Origin of the sequence: Pseudomonas fluorescens (genome assembly GCF_902498065.1) — a bacterium.
GTDB classification, from domain to species: Bacteria; Pseudomonadota; Gammaproteobacteria; order Pseudomonadales; family Pseudomonadaceae; genus Aquipseudomonas; species Aquipseudomonas fluorescens_BJ.
In genome coordinates this window covers 1-1,049 of record NZ_CABVIR010000020.1, presented here as the reverse complement: position 1 = coordinate 1,049, position 1,049 = coordinate 1, and the positions used below count along the sequence as shown (strand labels likewise).

Sequence of the window (1,049 nt, the reverse complement as noted above, 5' to 3'; positions counted from 1 at the left end):
CGCTGCCGGTCAGGGTCAGGTTTTCGACGTTGGCACCAAGGGTGTAGTTGATCGAAGCCTGGACGGTGTCGACTTCGGTCAGCGAAGTGCCGGTTTCGATCACGTTATCGCCGATGTGATCCACCACATAGGTGTCGTTGCCGGCCCCGCCGATCAAGGTGTCCGCACCCGCGCCGCCATTGAGGATGTTGGCGGCGGCATTGCCGGTCAGGGTGTTGGCCAGTTCGTTGCCGGTGAGGTTCACGGCGGCAGCGCCGAGCAACAGGGCGTCTTCGACATTGGCCGACAGGCTGTAGCTGACCGAGGCCTTGACCAGATCGCGGCCTTCGTCGGCCAGTTCGATGACTTTGTCACCGACGTTGTCGACGATGTAGACATCGTCGCCCGTGCCACCGCTGAGGCTGTCCGCCCCGAGACCGCCGTCCAGCCAGTCATTGCCGGCGCCGCCTTGCAGGACATTGATGGACGCGTTGCCGATCAGGGTGTTGTTCCAGTCGTTGCCGATCACGCTGAAGGCCCCGATGCCGGTGACGGTCACGTTCTCGACGTTGAGCAGGTTGTTCTGGCTCAGGTCGATCACGCTGGTCGACGCCTTGGCGGCGTAGGCGACATAGAGTTGGTCGGTGCCGTTATCGGCGTCTTCCTGTACCCGCGCCAGTTCCGCAGCCTGATCAAGGTAATAGGTGTCGTTGCCACCGCCGCCGATCAGCGTGTCGATGCCGAGCCCGCCATTGAGGAGGTTGTTGCCGTCGTTGCCGATCAGCACGTTGTTCAGGGCGTTGCCGGTGCCGTTGAGGTTATCGCTGCCGGTGAGGGTCAGGTTTTCCAGGTTGGCACCGAGGGTGTAGCTGATCGAAGCCATCACGGTGTCGATTTCGCCCGCCAGGGTGCTGGTTTCGCTGACGATGTCCTTGAGGTTGTCGACGACGTAAGTGTCGTTGCCGGTGCCGCCGACCATCCTGTCGGCGCCGAGGCCGCCGTCGAGCACGTTGTTGCCGCTGTTGCCGAGCAGGATGTTGTTCAGGGCGTTGCCGGTGCCGTTGACGTGG

General features: G+C 62.8%; 1 pseudogene. It reads right to left on the bottom strand.

From position 1 onward, the window contains the following. A pseudogene (locus F8N43_RS29145) lies at positions 1 to 1,049 on the bottom strand (calcium-binding protein); the annotation flags it as partial.